Origin of the sequence: Microbulbifer agarilyticus, from assembly GCF_001999945.1 — a bacterium.
GTDB lineage: Bacteria > Pseudomonadota > Gammaproteobacteria > Pseudomonadales > Cellvibrionaceae > Microbulbifer > Microbulbifer agarilyticus_A.
Genome location: NZ_CP019650.1, coordinates 2,414,685 through 2,440,473 on the forward strand (window position 1 = coordinate 2,414,685; position 25,789 = coordinate 2,440,473).

General features: G+C 56.1%; 23 protein-coding genes and 2 tRNA genes. 6 read left to right on the forward strand and 19 right to left on the reverse strand.

What is annotated here, in order from left to right; genetic code table 11:
- Positions 1 to 21: 21 nt before the first annotated feature.
- Genes Mag101_RS09895 through leuC form a run of 6 tightly spaced genes read right to left on the reverse strand, consistent with a single transcriptional unit; the run spans position 22 to position 7,707 of the window.
- On the reverse strand, positions 22 to 1,398 hold the full coding sequence (locus Mag101_RS09895; RefSeq protein ID WP_077404193.1) for an amidase: 1,377 nt from the start codon (positions 1,396 to 1,398) through the stop codon (positions 22 to 24).
- Positions 1,399 to 1,429: 31 nt separating this feature from the next.
- Positions 1,430 to 2,830: a phenylacetate--CoA ligase family protein gene (locus tag Mag101_RS09900; RefSeq protein ID WP_077404196.1), complete on the reverse strand. Its 1,401-nt coding sequence runs from the start codon at positions 2,828 to 2,830 to the stop codon at positions 1,430 to 1,432.
- Positions 2,831 to 2,865: 35 nt separating this feature from the next.
- On the reverse strand, positions 2,866 to 4,260 hold the full coding sequence (locus Mag101_RS09905; protein WP_077404199.1) for an MmgE/PrpD family protein: 1,395 nt from the start codon (positions 4,258 to 4,260) through the stop codon (positions 2,866 to 2,868).
- Positions 4,257 to 5,615 (reverse strand): MmgE/PrpD family protein, encoded by a 1,359-nt coding sequence (locus tag Mag101_RS09910; protein ID WP_157520283.1) that lies wholly within the window; start codon positions 5,613 to 5,615, stop codon positions 4,257 to 4,259. Before Mag101_RS09910 ends, Mag101_RS09905 begins: the two co-directional genes overlap by 4 nt.
- Positions 5,612 to 6,262 carry a 3-isopropylmalate dehydratase small subunit gene (leuD, locus tag Mag101_RS09915; RefSeq protein WP_077404205.1) on the reverse strand — a complete coding sequence of 217 codons (651 nt, stop codon included), beginning with the start codon at positions 6,260 to 6,262 and terminating at the stop codon, positions 5,612 to 5,614. The genes Mag101_RS09910 and leuD overlap by 4 nt, the downstream gene beginning before the upstream one ends.
- Positions 6,259 to 7,707, reverse strand: a complete 1,449-nt coding sequence (leuC, locus tag Mag101_RS09920; RefSeq protein WP_077404207.1) for a 3-isopropylmalate dehydratase large subunit — start codon at positions 7,705 to 7,707, stop codon at positions 6,259 to 6,261. Before leuC ends, leuD begins: the two co-directional genes overlap by 4 nt.
- Before the next feature lie 101 nt (positions 7,708 to 7,808).
- Between leuC and Mag101_RS09925 the strand changes: the two genes are divergently transcribed.
- Both Mag101_RS09925 and Mag101_RS09930 read left to right on the forward strand, forming a co-directional pair.
- On the forward strand, positions 7,809 to 8,693 hold the full coding sequence (locus Mag101_RS09925) for a hypothetical protein (RefSeq protein ID WP_077404210.1): 885 nt from the start codon (positions 7,809 to 7,811) through the stop codon (positions 8,691 to 8,693).
- A gap of 49 nt (positions 8,694 to 8,742) precedes the next feature.
- Positions 8,743 to 9,516, forward strand: coding sequence for a hypothetical protein (locus tag Mag101_RS09930; RefSeq protein WP_077404213.1), 774 nt, complete (start codon positions 8,743 to 8,745; stop codon positions 9,514 to 9,516).
- Between the two features lie 43 nt (positions 9,517 to 9,559).
- On the opposite strand, the gene Mag101_RS09935 is transcribed toward Mag101_RS09930, so the two are convergent.
- Positions 9,560 to 10,267: a hypothetical protein gene (locus Mag101_RS09935; protein ID WP_077404217.1), complete on the reverse strand. Its 708-nt coding sequence runs from the start codon at positions 10,265 to 10,267 to the stop codon at positions 9,560 to 9,562.
- 170 nt (positions 10,268 to 10,437) lie between these two features.
- On the opposite strand from Mag101_RS09935, the gene Mag101_RS09940 reads away from it, so the two are divergent.
- Together Mag101_RS09940 and Mag101_RS09945 are read left to right on the forward strand one after the other, a co-directional pair.
- Entirely contained in the window at positions 10,438 to 11,418 is a 981-nt protein-coding gene (locus tag Mag101_RS09940; protein WP_157520286.1) for a dienelactone hydrolase, read from the forward strand.
- Positions 11,419 to 11,549: 131 nt separating this feature from the next.
- Positions 11,550 to 12,353 (forward strand): DUF4437 domain-containing protein, encoded by an 804-nt coding sequence (locus tag Mag101_RS09945; RefSeq protein WP_077404223.1) that lies wholly within the window; start codon positions 11,550 to 11,552, stop codon positions 12,351 to 12,353.
- An 83-nt stretch (positions 12,354 to 12,436) separates the two neighbouring features.
- Here Mag101_RS09945 and Mag101_RS09950 read toward each other — a convergent pair whose 3' ends face one another.
- The 11 genes from Mag101_RS09950 to Mag101_RS10000 all read right to left on the reverse strand — a co-directional run bounded on the left by Mag101_RS09950 (position 12,437) and on the right by Mag101_RS10000 (position 21,876).
- On the reverse strand, positions 12,437 to 13,627 hold the full coding sequence (locus tag Mag101_RS09950) for a low temperature requirement protein A (protein ID WP_077404226.1): 1,191 nt from the start codon (positions 13,625 to 13,627) through the stop codon (positions 12,437 to 12,439).
- A 128-nt stretch (positions 13,628 to 13,755) separates the two neighbouring features.
- Positions 13,756 to 13,832: transfer RNA gene (locus Mag101_RS09955), tRNA-Pro, on the reverse strand.
- Positions 13,833 to 13,959: 127 nt separating this feature from the next.
- Positions 13,960 to 14,331: a MerR family transcriptional regulator gene (locus Mag101_RS09960; RefSeq protein WP_010131374.1), complete on the reverse strand. Its 372-nt coding sequence runs from the start codon at positions 14,329 to 14,331 to the stop codon at positions 13,960 to 13,962.
- Positions 14,312 to 14,617 carry an integration host factor subunit alpha gene (ihfA, locus tag Mag101_RS09965; protein ID WP_010131375.1) on the reverse strand — a complete coding sequence of 102 codons (306 nt, stop codon included), beginning with the start codon at positions 14,615 to 14,617 and terminating at the stop codon, positions 14,312 to 14,314. Before ihfA ends, Mag101_RS09960 begins: the two co-directional genes overlap by 20 nt.
- Positions 14,618 to 14,747: 130 nt before the next feature.
- A complete protein-coding gene (gene pheT, locus Mag101_RS09970; RefSeq protein WP_077404229.1) occupies positions 14,748 to 17,138 on the reverse strand; it encodes a phenylalanine--tRNA ligase subunit beta in 2,391 nt (796 codons plus the stop codon).
- An 83-nt stretch (positions 17,139 to 17,221) separates the two neighbouring features.
- The gene (pheS, locus tag Mag101_RS09975; protein ID WP_077404232.1) at positions 17,222 to 18,235 is read right to left on the reverse strand and encodes a phenylalanine--tRNA ligase subunit alpha; all 1,014 of its coding nucleotides are present in this window, start codon (positions 18,233 to 18,235) and stop codon (positions 17,222 to 17,224) included.
- 194 nt (positions 18,236 to 18,429) lie between these two features.
- Positions 18,430 to 18,789: a 50S ribosomal protein L20 gene (rplT, locus tag Mag101_RS09980; RefSeq protein WP_077404234.1), complete on the reverse strand. Its 360-nt coding sequence runs from the start codon at positions 18,787 to 18,789 to the stop codon at positions 18,430 to 18,432.
- Between the two features lie 36 nt (positions 18,790 to 18,825).
- Positions 18,826 to 19,020 carry a 50S ribosomal protein L35 gene (gene rpmI / locus Mag101_RS09985; protein WP_077404237.1) on the reverse strand — a complete coding sequence of 65 codons (195 nt, stop codon included), beginning with the start codon at positions 19,018 to 19,020 and terminating at the stop codon, positions 18,826 to 18,828.
- A gap of 144 nt (positions 19,021 to 19,164) precedes the next feature.
- Positions 19,165 to 19,692, reverse strand: coding sequence for a translation initiation factor IF-3 (gene infC / locus Mag101_RS09990; RefSeq protein ID WP_043315894.1), 528 nt, complete (start codon positions 19,690 to 19,692; stop codon positions 19,165 to 19,167).
- A 53-nt stretch (positions 19,693 to 19,745) separates the two neighbouring features.
- On the reverse strand, positions 19,746 to 21,680 hold the full coding sequence (thrS, locus tag Mag101_RS09995; protein WP_077404240.1) for a threonine--tRNA ligase: 1,935 nt from the start codon (positions 21,678 to 21,680) through the stop codon (positions 19,746 to 19,748).
- Between the two features lie 119 nt (positions 21,681 to 21,799).
- Positions 21,800 to 21,876: transfer RNA gene (locus tag Mag101_RS10000), tRNA-Val, on the reverse strand.
- A gap of 225 nt (positions 21,877 to 22,101) precedes the next feature.
- On the opposite strand from Mag101_RS10000, the gene Mag101_RS10005 reads away from it, so the two are divergent.
- Entirely contained in the window at positions 22,102 to 22,527 is a 426-nt protein-coding gene (locus Mag101_RS10005; protein WP_077404243.1) for a hypothetical protein, read from the forward strand.
- The gene (locus Mag101_RS10010) at positions 22,524 to 22,712 is read left to right on the forward strand and encodes a helix-turn-helix transcriptional regulator (RefSeq protein ID WP_077404246.1); all 189 of its coding nucleotides are present in this window, start codon (positions 22,524 to 22,526) and stop codon (positions 22,710 to 22,712) included. Before Mag101_RS10005 ends, Mag101_RS10010 begins: the two co-directional genes overlap by 4 nt.
- 152 nt (positions 22,713 to 22,864) lie before the next feature.
- On the opposite strand, the gene Mag101_RS10015 is transcribed toward Mag101_RS10010, so the two are convergent.
- Positions 22,865 to 25,687 carry a M16 family metallopeptidase gene (locus Mag101_RS10015; protein ID WP_077404249.1) on the reverse strand — a complete coding sequence of 941 codons (2,823 nt, stop codon included), beginning with the start codon at positions 25,685 to 25,687 and terminating at the stop codon, positions 22,865 to 22,867.
- Positions 25,688 to 25,789: the final 102 nt, after the last annotated feature.

Here is a 25,789-nt window from a genome sequence, read left to right on the forward strand (position 1 = left end):
CTCTCCTGCTTCTCAGCAGTGTTATGCGGTAACCGCAAGATCATGTTCTGCCAGCCACTCCTGCAGCGCCACGGAAATCGCCAGCAACGCAACTTCCGACCCTACCGCTCCAATTACCTGCAGGCCAAACGGCAAGCCTTCTGCGGAGTCCCCGAGCGGGATACTGATTGCCGGTAACCCCGCCATATTTGCCACACTGGTCAGGTTCGCCTGGTTGACCGGCACGGCCTGCTCAAACGGAAACGCTGTCTGCGGTGCGGTGGGGGTCAACAGAAAATCGACATTCTGTAATTGCTGTCGCAGCCAGTCTCCGGCCGCTTGCACCTTGTCCGAGGCCTGCACCAGTTCCGGCGCAGAGCGTTCTGCACCCCACTGCATGAGCCCGCGCAGCTGTTCAGAAAACAATTGCGGCTGACGCTGGCGTTCGGCAGAAAAGGTGACGTTCGCTTCCGCCTCGCACAACAAAAGCCCTGCACGGCGAATCGCGGAAAAGTCGATGGCGGAAAAATTTAACGGTACATGCCCGGCGCCCGGCAGGCGTTTGGCCAGATCGCGAAAAGCTTCGCTGATCCCCTCCTCCACGCCAACCCCCGCGCAGTCTTCCAGCACCGCCCAGCGCACACTGCCTAAATCGGTCCTGCGCGCTGGCGGTACCTGATTATTCGCGGTGCCATTCAGGATCGGCCACAGTTCCCGTAGATCCCGTGCCGACCTCGCCAGTGGTCCCACGGTATCCAGTTGCCGGCACAAACGGGTAACACCCGCTGTTGTCAGGCCCTCGCGGCCGGGTTTAAGACCGGCAACGCCGCAGTAGCTGGCCGGGATGCGCACCGACCCCATGGTGTCGGTACCGAGGGCGAAAGCACACAGGCCCGCCGCTACTGCCGCGCCGGAACCGCCACTGGAACCACCCGGGGTATAACCGGCCCGCAGCGGATTTTCACAACGGCCCCAGTGCGGGTTGTCGTTGGTCGCACCCAGCGCAACCTCATGCATATTCAGCTTGCCGAGAATAATCACACCGGCCGCACGCAGCCGCGCCACTACCGGGGCATCTTCCCGTGCCAGCGGCGCCGTATCGCCATAACCGAGGCCATTGGAGGTGGGCATGCCCGCAACATCGATATTGTCTTTTACCGCACAGGTCAGCCCGTCGAACATCGATAAGGGCTTACCCATACGCCTGCGTACATCCGCCTCGCGTGCGGCATTCATGGCACCCTCGCGATCAATGTACAGGAAGGCATTGATGCCCTGCTGGCTGTCGGCAATGGCCGCGAGCGTGCGCGCGGTGAGCGCCTGGCTACTCAGGTCACCGCGCTGCAGACACGTCGCCAGTGCGGTTGCATCCTTGGCAAGAATTTCATCACTGATCGCACGATGTTGCTTACGGGACATGGCTTTTTTCCAAAAAAGAATACGCACAGAGTTACCCAAACCGGCGATCAAGTAAACGCAGGGGCTTCTGCCGGCGGTCAATCTCGGTCCAGCGCGCGGTTTCTCCCGCGGACACTATCTCAACGCCCACTTCCAGGCCGAGCTTGAGCTTCAGCAAGGCAGCACACTGGTCGGCAATTGCCGGGTGCCCTGCGACCGGATCGGAGACTTCCACCATCACCGTCAGCGTTTCCCGCCCGCTATCATCGCGCTCGGCAATACAGACATATTCACCGGTAAAGCTCGACAGCTCTGCCAGCATGCCGCCGATACCGTGCGGATAGACGTTGATGCCGCGCAGCTTGACCATGTTGTCGGAGCGCCCGAGGAATCCGCGGATACGGCGGAACGGCAGCTGGAACGGGTTTTCACCAACAATTTCCGAGGTGATATCGCAGGTATTGAAGCGGATCACCGGATAGATATCGTCCTTATACAGGCAGGTCACTACCATGTTGCCGGTGTCACCGGGTGTTACCGGCTGATCGCTATCCACGTCTAGCAGCTCTAGGTACTGGGCGTCTTCCCACACGTAAAGACCACCTTGGTCCGGCCCCTCGGCGGCGACACAGCCGGTATCGGCAACGCCATACCAGTCGTACAGTTTCGCACCGCCCCAAGCTTCGCTCAGCGCTGCACGCGTCTCCTGTCCGAGGTGCCCGATAATCATATCCACGGGTATATCTTTGCCCGGCTGAATCCCCTGGTCTTTCGCCACACTGGCGAGTTTTTTTATGTAATCCGCAAACCCCACCAGTACATTGACGCCAAAGTCCTGCATCAATTGCACCTGCTGGGCAGAGCGGGTTTCCAGACCGGTACCGGAGGAAAGGAACAGTGCATTGGTATAACGGGTTACCGCTTCACGGATATAGTGTCCGCCGTTAATCATGCCGTGCCCATAGGTCGACTGCACAGTAGCGCCGGGCTTTAGTCCCATAAAGCGGTAGGAACGCGCCACCAACATGGCCTGGATCTCGCGCCCGCGCGGCCCGAAAATAATTGGCTGGGGTCTGCCGGTGGTACCGCTGGTGGTATGGAAAACCACGGGCGGACGCTCCTCCGGGGCCAGCCCTTCGAGCCCGCTGAAATCGCCGATCGGCGGAAATTTCTCGACGCTTTGCATAATGTCGGACTTGGAAAAGACCGGCAGCTTTTCAATATCGTCGAGGCTCTGAATATCCTCTCGTTTAATACCCGCATCGCCCCACAGGCGCTGGTAAAACGGAATTTCCCAGCCACGTGCCATCAACTTGAGGAAGCGCTGGTTCTGCAGCTCGCGCAGTTGTTCACGCGACATTCCCTGATAACGCTCTAGAAAGGCATCCCCCAGTGGGTAATCCGCAAGCGCCTGCTGGACATCAAAGCTTTCAAAATAGCTTGGGTAAGGCATAACTGGTTTGCACTCTCTTTTACTAATTACTGGCTTTAACTGGTTACAGAAACAGGCCGCTGTTCGGGCGTCAGCAGCGCGCTCAATTCGTTAATAGATTGCAGCTGATCCAGCCGCGCTATCTTCGCGAGGATTTGTTCGGCCTGATCTGTGTCGATGGGGTTGCGCGCAGATGCCAGGCAGTTAACAAACTTTTCCTGCTGTCGCTTGCGACTCAAGGGACTGTCGGGGTGGCCGAGGATGCTGGCCATCTCCCGCCGGTATTCACTGCCATCTTTCAAGCAAACGATTACTGTCTGCGGCGCCAGTGCATTTGGGTCCTTACTGGCGGACGGGCACATGCGTACATGTTGTGCCAGTGCCAGACGCGCTGGATCTGCCAGCGCATCGAGATCAAATGCCTGCACGCCGACATCGCCGGTCAGCAACAAGGTTGCGGCCACATAACCGATACACAAGCGGGCGTAATTCACGCTCATGTCAGGATACGCCGGGCGATCCACCAAGCGTCTCACCAACGGCGGCGCTTCTATCTGGACAGACTCAATGTCATTTGCGGCAAAGCCGTGTTCACTACGCAGTTGCATCAGCGCATCCAGCGTTCCGTGTGCGGCACGGCCAGTGGGAAACGGTTTGTGGCTTACCCGGCCGATTTGCCATTCACGCCCTAACTTTGCAAAGGCGCCCTGGGCGTGGCCGTCGGATTCCATAATGGAGAAGTAACCGTAATCACCACTGAGAAAATTCGCCGGACCGATCAAGCCGAAACCGGCCATGTCCGCCGCGGTAATCGCATTGCGCGCGTTGAACGCAACTTGCATGGGTAACACAGCCACGCCTTCCGTGTGCGCCTGCATGGTGCCACCGGTCTGGCTGTAGGCAATGGACATCGCCTGCTGAATCTGCGCGCGGTCGTAGCGCCGCAAGCGCGCGATCCCCGCCGCTGCGCCAATGCACCCGGCGGTACCCGGGCGGAAAAAACGCATGGGTTTATCGGCACTCATTCCGAGTACCGTGGCCACGTCGACCGCCAACGCCAGCGATAACAACAGCGCTCGCCCATCGGTATTGCGCGCTTCTGCCTCTGCCATCAGCGCGGAGAGAATCACTGCCATTGGATGCACTACCGCATCTTCATGGACACAGTCGAATTCCTGACAGTGGATTTGATAGGCGTTGACCATCGCCGCATGCAGGACCGGCAGGCGAACCCTTGTACCCCAGACCGTCGCAGATTTACCCTCGTCAGCGCAGCCCCATCCCCGAGCGGTTTCAAGCAACTGTTCCGCATAGGGAATTCTTGAGCCGCTAATGCCAACGCCGATGGAATCCAGCAAAAATGTCTTGCAGGCTTCTATTGCCGCAGCATCCAGATATTCAAACTGGCTCTCGGCAACATGCTCCACCAGCCGCTGCTCGTAGCTGGTCACAGGGACTCTCCCAACCCACGCAGGGCCGTAAACAGAGAATTCAGGTCGTCCTGCCCACTCAGGTTCAACGTTACCTCCAGCACATCTTCCGTGGTTTCCGTGCCGACACCAGCTGCGGCGAACAACGTACGAGCCTTATCGATAATATCTTCACTAGTGAGCGGCCATTCTGGGTCACCCCAGGCATCGGGTGATGCCATTTCCCATTCGCTGCCATCGTGCAGAACCACTCGCACCGTCGCACCAAAATGCGCGGGATATGCGCGCTGATGTGTCTCAGTCACGTGCAGGATGACTTTGTCGCGCAGCTCCGCCACATCAGACCGGGCAATAATTTCTTCGCCAAAGTGCTCAATCGCCGGCGCGCCAAACAGTATTGTCACCGCAGCGCAGTGCTGGAGGCTGAAGCGTGCCTGCGCCGATGATTCTGGGTGTTTGCGGTCGCAAAACATCAATGCATCGCCGAAGGTACTGATATGCAACTCGCGCACGTCTTCAGCTGACACCTCGCCCAAAGCTCGCACGGCATCGATCGTCGGGTGGGTGTGGCGGCAAGCCGGCCAAGGTTTGAAGCTGCACTGAAACAGCAGCCATGCTTCTGATGCCTGATCAATAACAGCCAGAGGCATAGCCTGCGAGGAGGTTGCGGCGAAGAACCCCTGTGTCCCCTCGAGTAGGCTGGCCGGGCCACGCAACTCACTGGAAGCGAGTAGCGCAGCCTGTACACCGGCATGCGCTGCGCCGGCGTTGTGCAGATGCTTGGTCTCTACCGCCTCATGGCGCATTTGCCAAAAGCCACCGGTACGGCTCCCTGCATTGGCAAGGGCCCACACGGTTTGTTCGTGATTAAGGTCCAACAGGTGTGCGGCCGCTGCCGCCGCACCGAAACTGCCACAGGTAGAAGTGCTGTGGTAAAGCGCATAGTGATCGCGCCCGAGTGCGCGACCAATACGGATCATCACTTCATAACCCACCACAATGGATGACAGCAGCGCACGAGGGCTTGCCTCCACCATTTCGGCAACTGCCAACGCGGCAGGAATAATTACTGGCCCGGGGTGCAGGGTGGATGTACGGTGCAGGTCATCCATCTCGGACACACTGCCAAGGGCACCGTGAAACTGCACCGAGTCCTGCCAGCAACTGTCACTACCGTTCAAATTCCAGTTTTTGCCAGAAGCGCCCCATTCTGCGAGATAGCCCTGGAGCTTCCCTGCCAGCTCGCTGCGCGCGCCGTACACACTGCAACCAAGCCAGTCCAGCAAATGCAGTTGTGCACGTTCCAAGGTCGCATCGTCGATTTCCCGATCCAGCAGCGACACCAGCTGCTCCAACAGAGTCATGGGTTGATTCACGGCAATACTCCTTCCACACAATCTTCAAAGGGGGCAAATGCCCAGGCGTGCTTTTTGCGACGCGTATTTTCAAACTGATCGATCAGCTTCCGCTGCTGCAGGGTAAGCGCGATGGGGTCGAGGCCATTCAACAGCATGTGACGCGCCCCCTCTTCCAGCGCGAATTCAAGTTCGCTGTCACCACAAACAATGCGGCAACGATTAAGGTCGATTTCCACCAGATTATTTTGCGGATCTTCCTGCACCCGCTCGGCGAGATCGCTGATCACCGCCTCATCGAGGCACACCGGTAAAATGCCGTTGCGGATGCAGTTGGTGTGAAAGATGGCCCCGAATCCACTGGCGATCACCGCGCGAATGCCATACTCCGCCAGTGCCCAAACCGCATGTTCGCGCGAGGACCCACAACCAAAATTGTCACCGCTCAGCAAGATCGATGTATTGCGATACTCGGGTCGATTGAGAACGAATGATGGGTTTTGTTCGCGGCCGCCGGGCAAGGTGTAGCGCCAGCCGGCGAACAAACCTTCACCCAGCCCCTGCTTGGATACGCGTTTCATTTCCCGCGATGGGATAATGGCGTCGGTGTCGATATTCCGTCGCAACAATGGCGCAGCGACACCCGTGTGAACCGTAAATGCTTTCATGATGCCAGTGACTCACTCTCTGCCAGCATTTCTGCCGAGATAAATGACCCGGCAATAGCCGATGCAGCGACGGTTGCAGGGCTTGCCAGATGTGTACGGGTATTCGGCCCCTGACGCCCCTCAAAATTTCGGTTGGTTGTAGAAATCACGCGCTGGTGTGCGCCAAAGGTTTCTCCGCCGGCGTAAAAGCACATGGAGCAACCGGAGTCCCGCCATTCAAACCCCGCATCGGTAAAAATCTGATCCAACCCTTCTTGTTCGGCGGCCTTTTTGACTCGGCGAGAACCGGGCACAACGACACCGCGCACACCGGGCGCAATGCTCCTCCCCTTAACCACGGCGGCAGCAGCCTGCAGGTCACTTAGGCGGCTGTTAGTGCAGGAACCGATAAAAGCAGCATCAACCGAGATGTCGGCAATATATTTGCCTGGCGCTAAATCTTGATATGCGAGAGCCCGCTGCGCGGATTCACGCCGGTGATCTTCCGCAAAGGTATCCGGATAGGGAATCGATTCGCCGATGCTCACAACCTGTTCCGGGCTGGTGCCCCAGGTCACTGCCGGCTGAATGGTGGACGCGTCCACGTGCAGTTCACGGTCGAAGCGCGCGGCTTCATCACTGCGCAGAGAGCGCCAGTGTTCGACGGCATCCCGCCAGTGTTCACCCTTGGGAGCGAAGTCACGTCCTTGGAAGTACGCCTCAACTTTTTCGTCAGGCGCGATCACCGCAGTAAACGCAGAGAACTCCACCGCCATGTTGCACAGGGTGAAGCGGGCCTCCACTTCCAGATCACGAACGGTGGAACCCGCGAACTCCACGGCGTAACCCGCCCCACCATTTGCACCAAAGCGTGCAATCAGGTTCAGTACCAAGTCCTTCGCGGTCACACCAGGCTGCAGTGCGCCATCAATGACCACGCGCATGTTTTTTGGCTTGCGCACGCGCAAGGTGCCCGTGGCCATCGCATGCTCTGCTTCGCTGGAGCCTATCCCCCAGGCCAAAGCGCCAATCGCGCCCTGGGTGCAGGTGTGGCTGTCTGGGCAAACCAGTGTCAGCCCCGGTAGAACCAGCCCTTGCTCTGGAGAAATGACATGCACAATTCCCTGATTGGGATCATCGACATCAAATAAACGAATGTTCGCGGCACGCGTCTCGTTGCGAGTTGCAGTAATAAAGTCTGTCCCCGAGGGCATCAGCGTTGCATCGCCGCGCCCGGGAAAGGTATCGACGATGTGATCCATGGTGCAAAACACTTTGCGCGCATCACGCACGCCATAACCCGCCGCGTGCAGGCTTTGCAACGCAATGGAGCCGGTGCGCTCGTGCAGGAAAACCCGATCCAGATAGAGCAACGTCTCCCCATTGTCGAGCTCGCACACGGCGTGCTCCGACCACAACTTGTCAAATAGCGTGGTCGCCCCCGAAATCGCCCCCGGTGTCGTCATTACCCCTGCCCTCCTGTACCCTCGGGTCAGATAAGATCTTTTCTCTCCGTATTTGATATATTATTATAACATTAGGACTTTGAGAATAGTGATTTACGGTAATGACTGACACCACCTCCACGCCAGCATTGGGCCCATGCAGCCTGGCCACCCTCGCGAGCAGTGACGCGGCGCGTCTGGTCGACGACTATTGCAGCCACCTGCACTGCCATGTTCTGGCTAGTGATACGCTCACTGAGTCCATGGCCGAGCAGTGGCAGTGTGCGGGACTCGCGGGAGCAACCTACTGGGTACTTGGAAATGCCAACGGCCGCGCGTGGCTGCGTATCGTCGACGATGCAGGCGCAGAGCCAGCCAAGCCCCTGCAACGCGCTGGCTGGATGGCGATGGAGATACTTGTAGAGGACGTGGACAGCCTGGCAGAAACCTTGGAAGGATCTTCCTTTGAGCAGTTGCGTCCGGTCGCGAACCTAGAACTGAGCGATAAGATTCGCGCGGTACAGGTCCAGGGAGCGAACGGGGAACTGCTGTATCTCACGCAAATCTCTGGTGAGGTGCCGCCCTTCCAGCTACCAACCGCCAGCTGCGCAGTCGACCATCTCTTTATTCCGGTACTGGCCAGCAGCAACCGGTCCGAGTCACTGGCCGGCTACGAATCTCTGGCCAAGCACGGCGGCCTTTCGTTCGACACACGCGTAACGGTCATCAACCAGCTACGCGGGCTGCCGATGGAAAGCCAACATCCGCTTGCCACCCTGCAACTGGCGGACAGCAGCCTGATCGAAATTGATCAGCTGGAACAGCTCGCCGCTCCCATCAAAAGCACGCAGACGCTGGGTGGCGGTATCGCAATGATGACGTTTTACATCGACCAAATTCCGCAACAGTTCACCACTTATCAGCACCAGCAGGCCCCGTACAACGGGCGCCGAAGCTGTACTGTGTATGGATATGACGGCGAAAGAATTGAGTTGATAGAACGCTGATCCACCAGCACTGAAACACAACATCAAAAATAAGTAACAAGAGAAGCTCATGCCCTATCGCAGCATCCGAGGACGTATTCGCTACTCCAGCCACGAGCCCGAGCGCTTTGGTGAAGAGCGCGGCCGCGAGTACTTCAGCATCACCCAGCAGGCCGATGGCACGGATGTGCTGCAAGCGCATTGTGAAATTGACGACGCCCCCAGCGTTACCCGCGATATCGTGCAGGCACTCCGCCACAGCGACTCTGCCCCGCTCGATTGCTCGGTGCGGCTGACCGTTGGCGACAAATTTGAGGGTACCGGATGGTTCCGCTTCACCGATAAACTGGCGGAGTGCGAAACCTTTAACCAGCGCGATGGACGCATCACCCAGCGCATGGAGCTAGAGGCACCCGTACAGTGGATGCAGTGCCACCCGATTGCCGGCGACGGCCTGCTGATGCGCCTTTACGACCTGTCCCAGGGGCCCGGTAAGCAACACTTCCCAAACATGATGCTGTCATCACCCGATCATCGCGGCGCAACCGGCCCAATGCTGTTCAAGATGGGGTTTTCGTTGGTGTATGTGGGGGAAACAGAAATCACTGTCGAGGCAGGTACTTTTCACGCGCGGCATTTTCAGGTGACTGATACCGCAGCCGACCTGCCCGAAGAGCACCCGCCGTACAACGTTTGGGTCACGGCAGACGACGACTATATTCTGCTACGTGCAGAGGTGGGCGGTTACATGCAGACCCATTACGAGCTTGCCGAGCTCGACTACTTCGCGGCGCAGGACGGCAAAACCGAAGCCAGCAAACCCGCAGTGGAAACCCCTGCCTGAGCACTTCCGCGCTAACGTGCCCCACCGCGACGTTGAACCGGCGCTACTCCTGCAGCGCCGGTGCTTCCACTTCTCCCTGAACCAGCTTGACCAGATATTCAGGCGCGATCATGGTGCAATAATGTGTGCCCATAAAGCTGTCGGGAACCGGCATAAAACGGCGGTACTCCACATGCAAACCCTTGATGCGCAGCTTTAGGTTATCCCCTTCACTGTAGGCCACCTGATAAATTTCAGGACGCAGCCAAAACGGGCCGATCGACACGCTCTCCTCATCGTCCGCAGCAATACGCTCCCGCGGCACCGCAATCGCCTCACCCCGCTCTGCCAGTACCTGATAAACATCATCCAGCATTTGCGCCTGCCAGTCGTGACACGCGCGATCTTCTTCCGCAATAGTGAAGTTTTCGCTAGCCGGCTGCGCCGTGAGAATGCGCTCAGCCGTTTTCATCTTGCAGGCAATCGAAACCGGGAAGTCTGCGGATTCACCATTGGCGAGCTGATAGCCCGCGTACTGATGCGTCGTCAGCGGCTGCGCCAGTGGTTTGGATTTTTTAAAGGTCGTCCAGTAACTGCCCTCCCCATACAGGACATTCTCTACGGCCAAGTCTGTACCGGCGATAAACTGCTGCACCCGCGCACAGAAAGCGTCATCGGTTACCAGGGGATAGGTGCCGCCCTCTTTCGCATACGCGTCGATAGAGGCTCCATAAACGAGGCCAACAAACATCAGAAAAAGAGGTGCTTTCACGCTGTTTACCTTCAATAAAGGTTTAAGTCAGGATTGCTCGCTGAGTACGTGCCCGCGGCAAGTTCAGATCATGGATACCCCAACTCAGGTTCCCGCGAATTGACAAAAATCAATCCCCACAACAAAGTCGCCAGCTAATCTCGAATCTAGATTTTTTGAGGCTGCCTTCCATGACTATGACTCGCTGCATTTTCGATGCGTTCAAAATCGAGTCTTTGCAGCCTCCCTACGATACGGGTATCGCCCGAATTTACTACCCGGCTCAATATAGCGGCTCAGCAAACGAACAGGATACCGGCCTAATCCCGGCGGACGAAAGCCTCGCACCCTATCCGGTGTTGATCCTATTCCATGGTATGAATACGGATTCTGCCGGGTACCGCTGGCTGGCGGAAGCGCTGGCACCCTTAGGGATCGTGACCGTAACCTACCAACTGGTTTCAGAAGCCACCTACGGCTCGCGAGCGGTAACGCCGGGCATCGACCTGGAAGCACTCACACCAGAGAAGTTCGGCACCACCCCTTCGGCCCAGGCGGCCCAACCTATCCTGGAAATGCTGGAGCGGCTCAACAGCGATAGTTTGCTGGCAGGAAAACTTGACCTGACACGACTGGCATTTGGCGGCCACAGTGCTGGCGGCACCCTGGCACTGCTTAACGCCAACCAGGAATGGTTTCCTTCACTTCGCGCTGTGTTTACCTATGGCGCCCACACCGGCGTTTCTACGGCCCTCGGCTGGCCAGAAGAAACTCTGTTACCGTTTCCGCCCAACTTGCCACTTCTGCTGATGGGGGGTGAACAGGACGGCTGCATCGCCCACAGTGCCCACCACTACGGTGATGCGACTCCCAGTGCGACCGCACGTATCGAGCAAACCTTTGAGAAAGCCGTGCCGCAGAATGATGGCAAAAACACACTCCTTCTGCTCAACGACGCCAATCACTTTGCCATTTGCACACCAGCAGATGAAACCTGCGGGCGGGGCTATATCGACACCCCGACAACATCGCATCGCGCGCGAGAGTCCATAGGCCAGGCCATCTGCACCCTCTTGAAAGGCTTCCTCTGCGAAGACCGGGAAGCGCAGCACGCTTACCGTGAACTGGACAACGCAAATCTTGCGCACATCAGTAAATTAGTCAGTAAGTGAGCCCGGTCTCCTAACCTGCCTCCAGCATGCCGCCGAAATCATCGATACGAAGCTAAAAGCAAGAAATACCTAGAGCTTCTCCGCCGTAGACATCCATAATGAGGGCACTCGCACCCCGTCAGGAACCGATAATGGACCGACTGAAACTCGCAGTACTGGCAATGGCTTTCTGCACATTCGCATCACCCTCTATTTCCGGTGATCACACAGTAATCAGTACAGAAAATATTAAATGGGGTTTACTCAATCCAGCACGCGGCGACGCAAGCCCCAAAGCAGCCGACCTTTGGGGTGATCGCACCGAAGATGTGCCAACCGGTATGCTGGTGAAATTTAATAAAGGGTTTTCGTCTCCGCCGCATATTCACAACATCAGTTATCGCGGCATCGTGATTGAAGGGCTGATGCACAACGATGACCCTTCGGCGGAAAAGATGTGGCTGCCAACTGGCTCCTTCTGGACGCAACCTGCGGGCGAAATCCATATCACTGCGGCTGACGGGCAAGAAAACCTTATCTACCTGGAAATCGACAGCGGCCCCTATCTGGTGCTTCCCTCGGAAAAGGCATTTGATAATGGGGAGCGGCCGATCAATATAGATGAGCGCAACCTGGTTTGGTTAGACACGGAAGATGCAAACTGGCTGAAAAAAGACAACGCAGAAATTGCCTACCTTTGGGGGGAGCCCGAGTCCGCAAATGGCAGCTTTGTGAAGTTACCCGCGGGTTTTCAGGGAGAAATCTCCAGTGATCATGCGCTAAAAGCGGTGGTGGTAAAAGGCAATGCCATCCACCGCTGGAATAAGGACGACAAAGAAAACGCACTGTCACCGGGAAGTTTTTTCAGTTCCAAGGCCAAAGGTAGCCACCACCTCAATACTGAAACCGAAGTCATTGTTTACGTGAATTCGAATGGCCGATACAGCGTGAAATAGCTCCATGCGCATACATTTTTGGAAGAACTTCTGCCGTGCACAAAACCCTACTAACCAACCTGTCTCAATATGTACAAATAAAGTCATTCCTTCCTGAACTTATTCCATCCGCGCAACAAAGGAATAACAATCTGCGATAGCAATGCTGTGCCCCATATAAGGTTTCCTACAATTGACGGCACGTGCGGGACAACAAAAAAGCAGCCGATTGCCACGACGATACCGAACACGCGCACATCCGCTCGACCGAAGTCGTTCGCCACACGATGCTCAATCACGTTTTGCAGAACCCATAGCATGGCAATGTAACCGGCAAGACCGAAACAACCGATCGCAGCATATTTTGTTGGGTACGGCTCCCAAAAATCGACCTTCACTTCCGCGGCAAGAGCCACACCAACCATCACGCCGCAAATCATCAAAACCAAATGTGCCAGCCACCATTTCACCAACGTGGCTAACTTACTGTCTCTGGCTTTGCCATTCCCCACAAAGTCAAAGTAGATCCAACACATAACGAAGATCGAGATCCCACCAATCACGAAATTCACCAGAATATCGAGAGGAACTTTATCTATCCCCTTCTGTGCCAGGGTGACCACCAACTTGAAGAAACCTTCACCTAGAACAATCAGCGTCAGCAGGCCGAATCGCTCAGCCATATGCCCGAGCCTGGGGGCAAAGCGCTCGTAGCGCAGTACCGATACGCGGGGAATCATGTACAGGGCTTGCGTCGATACCATTGCGAGTGCAAACACCCAAAACGCATACGGCTTTGGCAGGAAGGCCGTGACCGCAAATATGATTGCGAACAGGGAAAAGTTCCTAATCTGCTCACTGCACATGCACTGCGCAGTAGCGTTGTTACGCCGTGCACGGAAATAAAGAAAAGCGAGAAGCGCCCTATTAACCGCAAATCCCAGGGCGAAATATGCCCAACCTCCCCCATCGATCGAAGGTATTGCCGCGGCCATAAACATCACGGTACAGATCATGATGGACATGGTGATGCGATGCCAAAGATCGGTACTTACGTAAATCGAATTGAATATGCTCAGCTCGCCCCACGCATACCAAAGCACGATAAACACACCGCAAAACACCAGGAACCCATCAACATTCAGGTGTTGAGAGAGGTAATTTCCCAGCAAAAAAATAGAGACGACATGAACCAAGTCGTAGAAGAGCTCGGCCCAATGGACATGGTCATGCGCATCTTTGAGATCATGGTGGTGTTGTGGCTTTCGCCACATCGGGTGGTCATGCAGGGCCATATGGAGAGCACTCTACGGGTGAAGAACAGCCAAGAATATCACCATTCAACTGAGCTCTATTTATAGCTAAAGATGGAGCCCAAATTTCAGGCACAAAAAAGCCCACATAAAGCGGGCTTTTTGAATAATGGTCGGAGTGGCCGGATTTGAACCGACGACCACCACACCCCCAGTGTGGTGCGCTACCAGGCTGCGCTACACTCCGACAGGAGTAAATCAAGCGGCGTGAAAGTTACGTAAGTGCTTGATTTATAAGGGGCATCGCTTGGCGATGAGGCGCAAATCATACCGAAGTACGGTGGGAATGCAAGCCCGTTTTGCGCCTTTTTGGATCAGGCTTTGACTTCCAGTAATTCCAGAACACCTTCCAGTTCAGCGATCATTTGCGGGATCACCTGCTGCAGCTGTACGGACTGGTCTTTGTCTTTTTCGATGCCGCCGCTTTCCATTTGCAGACGAGCGCCACCAATGGTGTAGCCCTCTTCATACAGGAGTGCGCGGATCTGGCGGATGAGGACAACGTCCTGATGTTGGTAATAACGACGGTTTCCGCGGCGCTTTACCGGGCTGAGCTGCGGGAATTCCTGTTCCCAGTAGCGCAGTACGTGAGGTTTTACTGCACACAGTTCGCTGACTTCACCGATGGTGAAATAGCGCTTCCCCGGGATTACGGGGAGTTCACTGTTATGACTCGCTTCCAGCATCTTCTTCTACTCGTGCCTTGAGTTTTTGTCCTGGCTTGAAGGTAACAACCCTTCTTGCGGAAATAGGAATCTCTTCGCCAGTCTTGGGGTTCCGTCCCGGACGCTGGCTTTTATCACGCAGGTCGAAATTGCCAAACCCTGACAGTTTAACCTGCTCATTATTTTCAAGTGCGTTGCGGATTTCCTCGAAAAAGAATTCGACGATCTCTTTTGCTTCGCGCTTGTTAAAACCCAGCTCTTCGTACAACTTCTCGGCGAGCCCGGCCTTAGTCAGTGCCTCTGTCATTGGTTCCTGCCCAACAGATTCAGAGGCGTCGACTCCGGTTTTAAGCCTGGTACCGCATTGGCTTGGAACCCGGAAGCAGACGCTCTCGGGATACGCGCATCAGCCGCGCATATCCCGGAGCAAAACCGGTTTAACGCTGGCTGGCGTTGTATTGTTGTTCTAGTTGACTGACTACCGCATCGACTGCGGCATTGATTTCTTCGTCGTTAAGGGTGCGTGAGGGATGCTGAAACGTCAAGCCCATAGCGACACTTTTTCTATGTAAATCAATGCCTTTGCCCTGATAGACGTCAAAAATGTTGAAGTCCGTCAAAAATTCGCCGGCTGCTTCAACGGCGGTTTCTGCCAGCTGCCCCACTGGAATCTCCGCATCCACCAGTATCGCCAGGTCGCGACGCACCTCGGGGAACTTAGATAAGGGAGTAAAGGCAGGAATGACCGACTGACCCAGCCCATCGAGACTCAGCTCAAACAGGAAGGCTGCCTTGGGCAGATCGTAATCCTTTTGCAGCTCTGGATGCAGCGCACCCAGTACACCCACGGACTTGCCGTTGCGCAGCACTTCAGCGCACTGGCCCGGGTGCAGCGCCGGGTGTTTGGCCGGCGCGAAGGTGAACTCGGCATCGGCTTCGTAGTGCGCCAGCATGGCTTCCACGTCCGCCTTGATGTCGTAGAAATCTACAACGTCTTTAGAACCACTCCAGCCTTCTGGCTGGCGGCTGCCGTAGATCAGTCCCGCAATCATGCGCTCCTGCTGCAGGCCTTCTCCGGATTCGGGGTTGCCCGGCACAAAGCGCAGGCCCGTCTCGAACAGGCGCGCGCGGTCCTGTTGGCGGTTCAGGTTGTACTGCAGGGTCTTTACCAGGCCCGCCATCAAGTTAGTGCGCATCACTGCGAGCTCAGCGCTGATGGGGTTTTGCAGGGCCACAGGCTCAACCGCAGGATCAAACTTGGCGGAGGCATCGCGATCGATAAAGCTAAAGGTGATCGCTTCCTGATAGCCGCGGGACAGCAGGGTCTGCTCCAGGCGAGACTGGGCCACCTGGGCTTCTGCACGCGGTACAATATCCAGCGCCGCTTCGAAGCTGATGCTGGGGATGCGATTATAGCCATACACCCGCGCCAGCTCTTCCAGCAGATCGGATTCGATGGAGATATCGAAACGGAAGCTCGGTACCAGGAAGGTCCAACCTTCGCTGTCTTCACTGATCTTTTCCAGGCCCAGGCGAGTGATGATCTCGACGATCTCGGCATCGCTCATCTGGATACCCAAGCCGCGGCTTACGCGGGCGCGACGCAGGGTAATGCGACGCTCTGCGGGCATGGCTTCGGTAACTTCGCGAACGTGTACCGGGCCGGGCTCACCGCCGACGATATCCAGCAGCAGCTGGGTCGCGCGCTCGATAGCTTTTTCCTGCAGACGGTAGTCCACGCCGCGCTCAAAGCGGTGCGAGGAATCGGTGTGCAGGCCGTAGGAACGCGCTTTGCCGGCGATGGCCAGCGGGCTGAAGAAAGCGCTTTCCAGGAAGATATCCTTGGTGGCTTTGGTTACGGAGGAATCCAGGCCACCCATAATACCGGCGATAGCCAACGGACCTTTCTCGTCGGCGATCAGCAGGGTATCGGCTTTCAGCTCCACTTCCTGCTCGTCCAGTAGGGTGAGCTTTTCGCCCTGCTCTGCCATACGTACCTTGATGCCGCCGCTCAGCTTGGCGAGGTCGAAGGCGTGCATGGGCTGCCCCAGCTCCAGCAGCACGTAGTTGGTTACGTCGACTACCGGATCGATGCTGCGCAGGCCACTGCGGCGCAGGCGTTCCTGCATCCACAGCGGTGTTTCGGCATCGATATTGATATTGCGGATCACGCGGCCCACATAACGCGGGCAGGCGTCTTCGGCCAGCAGGGACACCTGCAGGCTGTCATCGATTACTGCGGCAACCGGCTCGATGGCAGGCGGGGTGACTTCGCAGCGGTTCAGTACACCCACTTCACGGGCAATACCGGCCACACCCAGGCAGTCGGAACGGTTCGGTGTCAGGTCGACTTCGATGGTGCTGTCGTCGAGCTGCAGGTATTCGCGCAGGTCGGTGCCGGTTACTGCCTCTTCTGGCAGTTCCCAGATACCGTCGTTGTCGTCACCCAGTTCCAGTTCGGTCTGTGCGCACAACATGCCGAAGCTTTCGACACCGCGCAGCTTGGCTTTCTTGATTTTGAAGTCGCCGGGCAGCTTGGCACCAACCAGCGCAAACGGGATCTTGATGCCGGTGCGCGCATTGGGTGCGCCGCACACGACCTGCATTTCCCCTTCCGGGTGCCCTTTTACCTTGCACACGCGCAGCTTGTCGGCGTCTGGATGCTGTTCGCAGGCGACGATCTCACCCACTACGACTCCGGAAAATGCGCCGGCTACTGGCTCTACGGCGTCCACTTCCAGGCCCGCCATGGTGATCTGGTCGGCCAGCTGTTGTGCTGTCAGGTCCGGGCTTACCCACTCCCGTAACCAGGCGTTGCTGAATTTCATAGTCGCTCTCTAATTCTTAATTCGTTTACGCAATACGCGGTTGTTTGTTCGCCTGCTTGCAGGCCCCTTAGTTGGGATTCGAGTTAGAACTGCTTTAGGAAGCGCAGGTCGTTATCGAAGAACAGGCGCAAGTCGTTTACGCCGTAACGCAGCATGGCCATACGCTCGACACCGAGACCGAAGGCAAAGCCGGAGTATTTTTCGCTGTCGATATCGCAGGAGGCGAATACATTCGGGTGCACCATGCCGCAACCCAGCACTTCCAGCCAGCCGGTGCCGGAACAGATACGGCAGCCTTCGCCACCGCAGGCGGTACACTGGATGTCAGCTTCTGCAGACGGCTCGGTGAACGGGAAGTAGGACGGACGGAAACGCACCGGCACATCCGCTTCAAAGAAGGCTTTCAGGAACTGGTCGATACAGCCCTTCAGGTGCGCGAAGCTCACACCCTCATCGATAACCAGACCTTCGATCTGGTGGAACATCGGGGAGTGAGTTACATCGGAGTCACAGCGGTATACGCGGCCCGGGCAAATAATGCGCAGGGGCGGATTGGTTTTCTCCATGGTGCGGATCTGCACAGAAGACGTGTGCGTACGCAGAACCGTGGAGGGGTCGATATAGAAGGTATCGTGCATGGCCCGCGCCGGGTGGTGGGCGGGAATATTCAGCGCTTCGAAGTTGTAGTAGTCCCCTTCTACCTCGGGGCCCTGCTCTACGGTAAAGCCCAGGCGCTGGAAGATTTCTTCAATGCGACGCAAGGTGCGGGTGATCGGGTGCATATTGCCCTGCTCTTCACCACGGCCTGGCAAGGTAACGTCGATGGTTTCCTTGGCGAGCTTTTCTTCGATAGCAGCCTTTTCCATCGCGGTGCGGCGCGCATTGATCGCTTCCTGCACCTGCTGCTTGGCCTCGTTGATTTTGGCCCCCGCCGCCGGACGCTCTTCCGCAGACAGTTTTCCCAGACCTTTCAGCAATGCGGTGATCTGGCCTTTTTTACCCAGGTAATCCACCCGCACCTGATCCAGTGCCGCGAGGTCGCCGGCCTTTTCTACCAGCGCCAGCGCCTGCTCGGTGAGGGATTGCAATTCTTGCATTGAAACTTTCTCGTTCTGACTCGTTCTGATCGATGAGTGACAATTGTTATTTTGAGACGCAGCGGATAATAGCAAGCCTCTGCGTCAGAAATTCGTATGCTGCTGATAAAAAAATAGGGAAGAGCCAAACAGCCCTTCCCTATTTTTAAAGCACAAATCTGCCCTTGCGGGCCGATTTATTCTGCAGGCGCTAATTAAGCTGCCAGGGCTGCCTTGGCTTTTTCAACTACGGCAGCAAAAGCGGCTTTGTCGTATACCGCCAGATCAGCCAGAACACGGCGATCCAGTGCGATATCCGCCTTCTTCAGGCCAGCAATCAGTCGGCTGTAGCTCAGGCCTTCAGCGCGGGACTGGGCGTTGATACGCGTGATCCACAGAGCGCGGAAGTTACGCTTCTTAACGCGACGGTCGCGGTAAGCGTACTGACCAGCTTTGATGACTGCCTGCTTGGCTACACGGAAAATGCGAGAACGCGCACCGTAGTAACCTTTAGCCTGCTTCAGAATTTTCTTGTGACTGCGACGCGCCACTACACCACGTTTTACACGGGCCATATCAATATCCTCTTAAAACTTAACGTGTGCAGCCAATTACTTGGCGCGCATCATACGATCGACCAGGGTGGCATCAGACTTGTTCAAAGTGTTGGTGCCGCGCAGCTGACGCTTACGCTTGGTGGTCATTTTGGTGAGGATGTGGCTCTTGTTAGCGTGCTTGTGCTTGTAGCCCGAAGCCGTCTTCTTGAAGCGCTTGGCAGCGCCACTGTGTACTTTTGCTTTCGGCATTTTGTACTCCAAAGTGAATAGTGACCCACGAATGGGCTCTGTTAATTGGCTACAGACCGAAGCCTGCAACTGTGCGGGAGTGAGAAGGCAGCCGTCGCCCGATCACTTCCCGAAAAGAAGACTCAGATACCAGGTATCTGCGCCTTACTTTTTCTTTTTGGACGGCGCGATGACCATAATCATCTGGCGACCTTCCATTTTTGGCCGCTGCTCCACCGTACCCAGCTCCTCGAGATCTTTCTCGATGCGCTGCATCATTTCCATACCCAGCTCCTGGTGGGCCATTTCACGGCCACGGAAGCGCAGGGATACTTTCGCCTTGTCCCCAGCTTCCAGGAAGCGGGTCAGGTTGCGCAGCTTGATCTGGTAGTCGCCGATATCGGTACCGGGACGGAACTTCATTTCCTTGATCTGCTGCTGCTTTTGTTTCTTCTTAGCCGCATTTTTTGCCTTTTTGGCCTCAAATACGTGCTTACCATAGTCCATGATCTTACAGACGATGGGATCGGAGTCCGAGGCAATTTCAACGAGATCCAGGCTGGCTTTCTGCGCGTGTTCCAGCGCCTCTTCCAGAGAAACAATACCTACCTGTTCACCATCCGCACCAATCAGTCGTAGTTGCGATGCTTCGATCTGATCGTTGATACGGGCCTTCTTGGACTTTCCTTTCATATCTCGTTTAATAACACTCGTCTCCGGTAATTTATAAAAGTCTGTTGGGGCGCTTATTCAGCTGCGCCCGCAATAGACGAACGGCCGCGGCGATCCACATCCTGGCGGAGAATCTCAAGGAATGACTCATACGTCATGGTTCCGAGATCCTCACCGCTACGTGTCCGCACGGCAACCGTCTGATTTTCCACTTCCTTATCGCCGATTACCAGCAGATAAGGAACACGCTGAAGCGTGTGCTCGCGGATTTTAAAGCCGATCTTCTCGTTTCTCAAGTCAGCAGCGGCGCGGAACCCCTCACCACCCAGCTTGGACTCGATATCGCGGCAATATTCAGACTGGCGGTCGGTGATATTCAGCACCGCAACCTGCTGGGGCGCCAGCCAGGTCGGGAAAGCACCTTCGTAGTTCTCAATCAGGATACCGATGAAGCGTTCGAAGGACCCAAGGGTCGCACGGTGCAACATCACCGGATTCTGGCGCGAGCCATCTTCCGCCACAAACTGCGCATCGAGACGACCCGGCATGGAGAAGTCCACCTGGATGGTGCCGCACTGCCATACACGACCGAGACAATCCTTCAGGGAGAACTCAATCTTGGGCCCGTAGAAGGCACCCTCGCCTGGCAGCTCTTCCCAGTCCAGATTAGCCGCATTCAGTGCGTCCGCCAGCGCCTTCTCCGCCTTGTCCCAGCTCTCGTCGGAACCCACGCGCTTTTCGGGGCGGGTAGACAAACGATAGATCACTTCATCAAAGCCGAAGTCTTTGTAGACCTCGTGCAGAAGGTCCATGAACTCAGACACTTCAGACTGGATCTGATCTTCGGTACAGAAGATGTGACCATCGTCCTGAACGAAGCCGCGCACGCGCATCAGGCCATGCAGGGAACCAGACGGCTCACTGCGATGACAGGAGCCGAACTCCGCCAGTCGCAACGGCAGATCGCGGTAGCTGCGCAGTCCCTGATTGAACACCTGTACGTGACAGGGGCAGTTCATCGGCTTGATGGCAAACTGGCGCTCTTCACTTTCGAGAGTGAACATGTCATCGCCGAATTTATCTGCGTGACCGGATTTCTCCCACAAAGAGAAGTCCACCAGCTGCGGAGTCTTGATCTCTTTATAGCCACGCTCGCGCTGACGCTGGCGCATGTACTGCTCAACGGTGCTGTATACAGTCCAACCATTGGGGTGCCAGAACACCATACCGGGCGCTTCTTCCTGCATATGGAACAGGTCGAACTTCTTCGCCAGCTTGCGGTGGTCGCGCTTTTCCGCTTCCGCAATACGGTGCAGATACGCTTTGAGCTCTTTCTTGCTGCCCCAGGCGGTGCCATAAACGCGGGTCAGCATCTCGTTGTTCGAGTCACCACGCCAGTATGCACCAGCCACTTTGGTCAATTTGAAGGCCTTGAGCTTGCCAGTGGACGGCACATGCGGGCCACGGCACAGGTCTTCAAAGTCGCCCTGGCGGTACAGGGAAATATCTTCATTGGTGGGAATACTGGCAATGATCTCTGCCTTGTATTCCTCACCCATTTCGCGGAAGTACTTAACCGCATCGTCGCGCGGTAACAGGCGGCGGCTTACCGGAATATCTTCCTTGGCCAGCTCTTCCATGCGCTTTTCGATCTTTTCGAGATCTTCCGGGGTGAACTGGCGCTCGTAGGCAAAATCGTAATAGAAGCCATCGTCGATCACAGGACCGATCGTGACTTGCGCGCCCGGATACAGCTGCTTGACCGCCTGGGCCAGCAAGTGCGCGGTAGAGTGACGAATGATCTCCAGGCCTTCAGGCTGGCGATCGGTCACGATCGCCAGATCGGCATCGTGATCAATAACAAAACTGGTATCCACTTCCTTACCGTCAACGACACCTGCCAGCGCAGCTTTCGCGAGGCCGGGACCAATATCATTGGCTACGTCGAATACAGAAACAGGATTGGAAAATTCGCGACGGGAACCGTCAGGGAGGGTGACAACAGGCATTGCACTTCCTTATTTATCAGTGGCGACCCCTACGTAAGACCGCGTGATTCACTTGTGTGAGTGTGGGCTTGCGCCCGAAACGAACCAGATCGCAAGAAAGGAAAAGGTCCGCGAGAAATTGGTAGACCCGAGCAGACTCGAACTGCTGACCTCTGCCATGTCAAGGCAGCGCTCTAACCAACTGAGCTACGGGTCTAAAGCCATGCAACCGGGATATCCCCGTGCTGCAGAGGAGGCGAACTCTAGCACCGTGATTCAGGCATTTCAACACAAGCGGCCAGATTTTTCCCCTACAGAATGCAAGCGCGCACTGGCGCGACATTCAACCTCCAAAATGTAAAGTAGGCTTGACACGGCAAGCCTGCCCCCACTAACCTTTATGTCAAGCACACTTGACACCGCTAAATTGGAGGGATACAGGATGATAAGACTGATTAAGGCGCTGCGCGGACCACAGCTGCGCGAACAAGACAACCGCAATGAGCGGCAGGTACTCAAGTGGGGAATCGCCTGGATTATTTCACTTGCCGCTGCCGGATTTCCTGCCCGCCTCGAGCTTTATGACAGCGTCTGGATCACCCTGGCGGGTACCGCAGTAAACCTGTTCTTCACCATGGGCTTCCTCCGGGCCTACAAAAATTTTATTACGGGCGCGGACGAGCTTGAACGGAAGATTCAGCTGGAAGCTCTGGCCTTGGCGTGCGCTGGCGGACTACTGGTGTTTTCCAGCGGTAGTATCTTGTTTGCCGGCGGGCTAATACCTGAACCTACCGCTGCGGTGTTCCTGGGTGCACTAGGTTTCAGCTACATGGCCGGTATCGTCCAGGCAAGGCTCCGCTACGCATGAAGAACCAAATCAAGGCATTGCGGGGGGACCGCAGCTGGACACAGGCGCACCTTGCCGAACTGCTCGACGTGTCACGTCAGACCATCAACGCCATCGAAACGGGTAAATTCGACCCGAGCCTACCTCTCGCATTCAAGATTGCGCGGCTGTTTGAAAGGCCGATAGAGGAAATCTTCGAAGACTAGCGGATGCCGGTTAGGCGATGCCCAGCTGATAGGCGAAAGGAACACGGCAGCCAGAGTGACCTCTGGCTGCCGCAAAACGCGGGGAAAGTTAAAGTCTGCAAAGGCACAGATGGATACCCCTGCCCTCCCCCCGTTTTTCTCGGACATCCAGCTTACTGAGCACTGGCAATATCTGTAGCCATCGGCTCACCATCAACATTCAGCTCAGCGAGAGGCCCGATATTGAGAGAAGTGATGCCATCTTGGATCTTGCCTTTATCCCCCACGACCACCCAAACAAACTGCTGTGGCTTGATAATGCTGTTCGCCAACTCGTGAACTTCAGGCAGCGCGACCCCACGGACTTCATCCGCGTAGCCATCCATGTAGTTCAGCGGGCGCTCATACTTCACCATGGACGCAACCGCACCAGCAACAGAACCGATGGTCTCAAAGCGACCAGGCAATTCATTCACCAGTTTGCTTTTCACCTTCTGCAGCTCTTCATCTTCTGCCGGGCGGTTGGCTATGTACTCGCCTAACTCCCGTTGCAACTCCTGCAGGGATTCCTTGGTTTTATCCGTTTGAACTGGCGCATAGACGAGGAAAGGTTGTTGCCCTTTAGCGCCGACTAGGAAGGAATAAGCACCATAAGCCCAATGCTTATCTTCACGCAGGTTCATATTGATACGCGCTGTGAAGTCACCACCCAGAATATCATTCATCATGTGCATCGCTTCGCGATTCGGGACAGTTTCCGACGGCGCCAGCAAACCACCGATAATTATCGACTGCTCTGCTCCCGGCTTATCAATGATGTAGATCCGAGAAGCGCTTGGCAGATCAACCTGGGCCAGGTTCTTCTGTGGCAACGGCGCTTCTGGCTTGGCCCACTCGGCAAAGTACTTGTCCAGGTTAGCCTTGAGCACATCCGCGGTAATGTCCCCTACCACCACCAGGGTCGCATTGTCCGGACGCAGCCAGGTTTGGTGGTAATCCAGCAGATCTTCACGCACCAGAGAATTGATGGATTCCTCGGTGCCGCTACCGGTCAGCGGAATACTGTACGCATGACCCTCTCCGTACAGCAGAGGCGGCAGTACGCGAATAGCCATCTGTACCGGGCGGGTTTTTTCCTGCTGAATATTTGCCAGCCAACGCCCCCGCTTGCGATCGATTTCCTCCTCGGAAAACTGCGGGTTCATCAGAATATCTGCGTATAACTGCATGGACTCATCCAGGTTGTTACGCAAGGTATTCAGAGAGACGGTGGACGCATCCAAATCGGACCATGCTCCGATCTGCGCACCCAGCAGTTCCTGCTGTTCGGCGATCTCAAGCGCGGAGCGGCTCGTGGTGCCCTCACTCAGCATGGACATAGCATAGCTGGAGGTACCCAACTTCTTGCCCTGGTCAGCAGCATAACCTGCGTCGAACACCAGACGCATATCAACCACCGGCACCGAGTTACGCTCAGCTAATACCACCTTAAGTCCGTTATCCATTTCGAAGGTTTGCAGCTCCGGGAATGGGACCGACGGAAAGTCACCGAGATCTGGCAGGCCGGAACGGTCGGCGCCCGTGGCAGCAGTCTCAAACTCCGGGAAAGGGAGTACTTCCAAGTTGTAGTCACCGCTTGCGAGCCAGCGCACGGCGGCTTCATGTACAGCTTCCGGAGCCAATGCCTGCTGGGCGGCAATACTGTCTAGCTCTGCATTGGGGTTATCCCGATAAAGTTCGCCGCGCGCCAGCATCACACCCTTGCCGCTCCAGCCACCAATCTGCTCCAGATTTCGCGCCGCACTCGCATAGGTACTCATGTTAACGCGCTTCAGTTCGGCGGCAGTCGGGCCGCTCTCGAGGAAGCTCGCCAGTTCCTCATTCACCGCACTCTCAACCTTGGCCAGATCCACACCGGGCTTCGCATCCACGATCACCTGAAAAATAGAGGCCAACTCAAATTGGTAATGGCTCACGTAGGCATTGGTGGCAATCTGATCCTTGTAGACCAGGCGCTTGTACAGACGGGAATTTTTACCACTACCCAGCACTTGGGCCGCTACTTCCATGGCATCGGCATCCGCATGACCCAGGTGAGCGGTATTCCAGACTTTATACAGACGTGCCTGCGCTACCCGATCGTACATTTGATCGCGGGAAGACTGGTCCCGCTTTGCGACCCACGCCTTTTTCTTCACCAGCGGCGGTCCTGCGGGAATATCACCGAAGTAATGCGCAGCCTTTTCTTTGGCCGTTTCGACATCGATGTCACCAGCGAGAACCAGAACGGTATTCGCAGCACCGTAGTACTGCTTGAACCATTCATGCACATCTTCCAGCGTGGCCGCATTCAGGTCTTCCATGGACCCAATGGTGGTCCAGGAGTACGGGTGCCCTTCCGGGAAAATAGCCTCCTGCATCTTTTCCCAGACTTTGCCGTAGGGCTGGTTTTGCCCCTGGCGCTTTTCGTTCTGCACAACACCACGCTGCTCGTCGAGACGCTCCTGAGTAACAACACCCAGCAAGTGCCCCATACGGTCCGACTCCATCCACAGCGCCATATCAAGGGCATTGCTCGGGACGGTTTCAAAGTAATTGGTGCGGTCCAGCCAGGTAGTACCATTCATACCAGTGGCACCGGCCTTCTCAAACGGCTTGAAATACTCATCGTTGTAGTTTTCTGAGCCGTTGAACATGAGATGCTCAAACAGGTGTGCAAAACCCGTACGGCCGGGCTTCTCATCTTTGGATCCGACGTGGTACCAGACACCCACAGCAACGATCGGTGCCTTGCGGTCTTCATGTACGATCACCCGCAGGCCATTTGGCAAGGTGAACTTTTCGTAGTCGATAGCAAGCGGAGCAACATCTGCCGCAGCCTCCGTCGGCGACGAGCTGCTGGCTGGCGCCGCTGCCACGGATTGGTCAGGCTCACCACAGGCGGTAAGCGCCAGACCCAGTGCTGCAGGCATCCATAGTGTGCGCAGTTTCTGCATTACAATTTCCTTATTTATTGTTTTCTCGAAGCCGTTTATACCTACACCCGATGGGCGAGGCAATTTATCCATTTGAATTCATTCACGAATCGATATTCGGAT

Coding starts and splice junctions, on each gene's coding strand:
- rplT (WP_077404234.1), bottom strand. CDS start 18,789: ATGGCCCGTGTAAAACGTGGTGTAGTGGCGCGTCGCAGTCACAAGAAA.
- Mag101_RS10015 (WP_077404249.1), bottom strand. CDS start 25,687: ATGCAGAAACTGCGCACACTATGGATGCCTGCAGCACTGGGTCTGGCG.
- leuD (WP_077404205.1), bottom strand. CDS start 6,262: ATGAAAGCATTTACGGTTCACACGGGTGTCGCTGCGCCATTGTTGCGA.
- thrS (WP_077404240.1), bottom strand. CDS start 21,680: ATGCCTGTTGTCACCCTCCCTGACGGTTCCCGTCGCGAATTTTCCAAT.
- Mag101_RS09945 (WP_077404223.1), top strand. CDS start 11,550: ATGGACCGACTGAAACTCGCAGTACTGGCAATGGCTTTCTGCACATTC.
- Mag101_RS09895 (WP_077404193.1), bottom strand. CDS start 1,398: ATGTCCCGTAAGCAACATCGTGCGATCAGTGATGAAATTCTTGCCAAG.
- infC (WP_043315894.1), bottom strand. CDS start 19,692: ATGAAAGGAAAGTCCAAGAAGGCCCGTATCAACGATCAGATCGAAGCA.
- rpmI (WP_077404237.1), bottom strand. CDS start 19,020: ATGCCGAAAGCAAAAGTACACAGTGGCGCTGCCAAGCGCTTCAAGAAG.
- Mag101_RS09900 (WP_077404196.1), bottom strand. CDS start 2,830: ATGCCTTACCCAAGCTATTTTGAAAGCTTTGATGTCCAGCAGGCGCTT.
- Mag101_RS09940 (WP_157520286.1), top strand. CDS start 10,438: ATGACTATGACTCGCTGCATTTTCGATGCGTTCAAAATCGAGTCTTTG.
- Mag101_RS09925 (WP_077404210.1), top strand. CDS start 7,809: ATGACTGACACCACCTCCACGCCAGCATTGGGCCCATGCAGCCTGGCC.
- leuC (WP_077404207.1), bottom strand. CDS start 7,707: ATGACGACACCGGGGGCGATTTCGGGGGCGACCACGCTATTTGACAAG.
- Mag101_RS09950 (WP_077404226.1), bottom strand. CDS start 13,627: ATGGCCCTGCATGACCACCCGATGTGGCGAAAGCCACAACACCACCAT.
- Mag101_RS09960 (WP_010131374.1), bottom strand. CDS start 14,331: ATGCTGGAAGCGAGTCATAACAGTGAACTCCCCGTAATCCCGGGGAAG.
- Mag101_RS10010 (WP_077404246.1), top strand. CDS start 22,524: ATGAAGAACCAAATCAAGGCATTGCGGGGGGACCGCAGCTGGACACAG.
- pheS (WP_077404232.1), bottom strand. CDS start 18,235: ATGCAAGAATTGCAATCCCTCACCGAGCAGGCGCTGGCGCTGGTAGAA.
- ihfA (WP_010131375.1), bottom strand. CDS start 14,617: ATGACAGAGGCACTGACTAAGGCCGGGCTCGCCGAGAAGTTGTACGAA.
- Mag101_RS10005 (WP_077404243.1), top strand. CDS start 22,102: ATGATAAGACTGATTAAGGCGCTGCGCGGACCACAGCTGCGCGAACAA.
- pheT (WP_077404229.1), bottom strand. CDS start 17,138: ATGAAATTCAGCAACGCCTGGTTACGGGAGTGGGTAAGCCCGGACCTG.
- Mag101_RS09930 (WP_077404213.1), top strand. CDS start 8,743: ATGCCCTATCGCAGCATCCGAGGACGTATTCGCTACTCCAGCCACGAG.